Below are 3,471 nucleotides of genomic sequence, written 5' to 3'. Positions count from 1 at the left end.
GTCTGTAGCTCAGCTGGTTAGAGCACCGTGTTGATAACGCGGGGGTCAGTGGTTCGAGTCCACTTAGACCCACCATTTTATAATGGGGCCATAGCTCAGTTGGTAGAGCGCCTGCCTTGCACGCAGGAGGTCAACGGTTCGACTCCGTTTGGCTCCACCACTACATACGGTTAAGCTTAGCGTGCTAAATAAAATAGGTATCAAATAGAAACAAGTGATTTGAACAAGATTACTTCTTTCTGTTTTATACGGAAACTTATGACTCGACGAGAGCATAGGAACTATTTAAAAACATAGATATGAGTCTGGGTTAGGATGAGCGTGTTCACGCGCACATCTTAACCTTAATAACTCACCTCTTAACGACATTGTTTGTTATCCCAGGGGTGAGTTATTAAAAAAGTAAAGAGAACTGAATCAAGCGTATAAACATAGGTGATATCGTTATCATAATTAGATTGTATGACACTTAGAAGTCGAAAGACTACTTGGGGTTGTATGGTCAAGTAATGAAGCGCACATGGTGGATGCCTTGGCAGTCAGAGGCGATGAAAGACGTGACAGCCTGCGATAAGCTTCGGGGAGGCGGCAATATCCTGTGATCCGGAGATTTCTGAATGGGGAAACCCAGCTAGCATAAGCTAGCTATCTTATATTTATATAAGAGGCAAACGAGGGGAAGTGAAACATCTCAGTACCCTTAGGAATAGACATCAATTGAGATTCCCCTAGTAGCGGCGAGCGAACGGGGAGAAGCCGATTAATGCTAATGTAGAAGAACAGCGTGGGAAAGCTGACCGTAGTAGGTGATAGTCCTGTATTCGAAACATTAGCGTTAACATATTAAGTAGAGCGGGGCACGAGAAATCCTGTTTGAAGATGGGGGGACCATCCTCCAAGGCTAAATACTCCTGACTGACCGATAGTGAACCAGTACCGTGAGGGAAAGGCGAAAAGAACCCCTGTGAGGGGAGTGAAATAGAACCTGAAACCGTGTGCGTACAAGCAGTGGGAGCCCACTTGTTGGGTGACCGCGTACCTTTTGTATAATGGGTCAGCGACTTATATTCTGTAGCAAGGTTAACCGTTTAGGGGAGCCGTAGGGAAACCGAGTCTTAATAGGGCGGCTAGTTGCAGGGTATAGACCCGAAACCGAGTGATCTATCCATGAGCAGGTTGAAAGTGCCGTAACAGGCACCGGAGGACCGAACCCACTGTCGTTGAAAAGCCAGGGGATGACTTGTGGATAGGGGTGAAAGGCTAATCAAACTCGGTGATAGCTGGTTCTCCCCGAAAGCTATTTAGGTAGCGCCTCGGACGAACACCATTGGGGGTAGAGCACTGTTTCGGCTAGGGGGTCATACCGACTTACCAAACCGATGCAAACTCCGAATACCGATGAGTGATATCCGGGAGACACACGGTGGGTGCTAACGTCCATCGTGGAGAGGGAAACAACCCAGACCGCCAGCTAAGGCCCCAAATTCCTAGTTAAGTGGGAAACGAGGTGGGAAGGCATAGACAGCTAGGAGGTTGGCTTAGAAGCAGCCATCCTTTAAAGAAAGCGTAATAGCTCACTAGTCGAGTCGGCCCGCGCGGAAGATGTAACGGGGCTCAAACTAGGAGCCGAAGCTGCGGATTTGAATTTGTTTTCAAGTGGTAGGGGAGCGTTGTGTAAGCCTGTGAAGGTGTGTTGTAAAGCATGCTGGAGGTATCACAAGAGCGAATGCTGACGTGAGTAACGATAATGGGTGTGAAAAGCATCCACGCCGGAAGATCAAGGGTTCCAGTCCAACGTTAATCGGGGCTGGGTGAGTCGACCCCTAAGGCGAGGCCGAAAGGCGTAGTCGATGGGAAATCGGTTAATATTCCGATACTTGTTTATAATGCGATGGAGGGACGGAGAAGGTTATGTCAGCCTGGCGTTGGTTGTCCAGGTGAAAGGATGTAGGTTTATAGCTTAGGTAAATCCGGGCTATTCTATACCGAGATCTGATAGCAAGTCTTACTTGTAAGACGAAGTGGCAAATACCATGCTTCCAGGAAAAGCTTCTAAGCAATAGTTATAAACGAATCGTACCCTAAACCGACACAGGTGATCAGGTAGAGAATACCAAGGCGCTTGAGAGAACTCTGCTGAAGGAACTAGGCAAAATGGTACCGTAACTTCGGGAGAAGGTACGCTGTTGGTGGTGATAGGACTTGCTCCTTGAGCTGCTGGCAGTCGCAGATACCAGGCTGCTGCAACTGTTTATTAAAAACACAGCACTCTGCAAACACGAAAGTGGACGTATAGGGTGTGATGTCTGCCCGGTGCTGGAAGGTTAATTGATGGGGTTAGCGTAAGCGAAGCTCTTGATCGAAGCCCCAGTAAACGGCGGCCGTAACTATAACGGTCCTAAGGTAGCGAAATTCCTTGTCGGGTAAGTTCCGACCTGCACGAATGACATAATGATGGCAGCGCTGTCTCCAGCAGAGACTCAGTGAAATCGAAATCGCAGTGAAGATGCTGTGTACCCGCGGCTAGACGGAAAGACCCCGTGAACCTTTACTACAGCTTTACATTGAACTTTGACCTGACTTGTGCAGGATAGGTGGGAGGCTTTGAAACCGAGACGCTAGTCTTGGTGGAGCCAATCTTGAAATACCACCCTGGTCATGTTGGGGTTCTAACTCAGGTATCACAATACCGAGGACAATGTATGGTGGGTAGTTTGACTGGGGCGGTCTCCTCCTAAAGAGTAACGGAGGAGTACGAAGGTGCGCTCAGACCGGTCGGAAATCGGTCGAAGAGTATAAAGGCAAAAGCGCGCTTAACTGCGAGACCCACAAGTCGAGCAGGTACGAAAGTAGGTCTTAGTGATCCGGTGGTTCTGTATGGAAGGGCCATCGCTCAACGGATAAAAGGTACTCTGGGGATAACAGGCTGATACCGCCCAAGAGTTCATATCGACGGCGGTGTTTGGCACCTCGATGTCGGCTCATCTCATCCTAGGGCTGAAGCAGGTCCTAAGGGTATGGCTGTTCGCCATTTAAAGAGGTACGCGAGCTGGGTTTAGAACGTCGTGAGACAGTTCGGTCCCTATCTACCGTGGGCGTTGGAAATTTGAGAGGATCTGCTCCTAGTACGAGAGGACCAGAGTGGACGAACCACTGGTGTTCGGGTTGTCATGCCAATGGCATTGCCCGGTAGCTACGTTCGGATGGGATAACCGCTGAAAGCATCTAAGCGGGAAGCCCACCTCAAGATTAGATTTCCCTAAAGAGCCGTTCAAGACTAGGACGTTGATAGGCAGGGTGTGGAAGCACAGCGATGTGTGTAGCTAACCTGTACTAATTGCTCGTTTGGCTTGACCATACAACACCCAAGTGGTTTGTATACAAGTCTAATTAATCTATCTTGTATAGCTCAGGCTATAGAAACAGACAGAACATTTCGATATCACCGTTAACCTTGATTCAGTTAGGTTA

1 tRNA gene and 1 rRNA gene are annotated in these 3,471 nt (G+C 48.6%); both read left to right on the top strand.

Annotation, left to right across the window (positions count from 1 at the left end):
• The first annotated feature begins 84 nt into the window (after positions 1–84).
• A tRNA-Ala gene (locus BTW00_RS13665) sits at positions 85–160 on the top strand.
• 340 nt (positions 161–500) lie between these two features.
• Positions 501–3,358, top strand: a 23S ribosomal RNA gene (locus BTW00_RS13660).
• The last annotated feature ends 113 nt before the right edge of the window (positions 3,359–3,471 follow it).

Origin of the sequence: Psychrobacter sp. C 20.9, assembly GCF_001921765.1 — a bacterium.
GTDB classification, from domain to species: Bacteria; Pseudomonadota; Gammaproteobacteria; order Pseudomonadales; family Moraxellaceae; genus Psychrobacter; species Psychrobacter piscatorii_B.
This window is presented reverse-complemented; position numbering and strand designations above follow the sequence as displayed.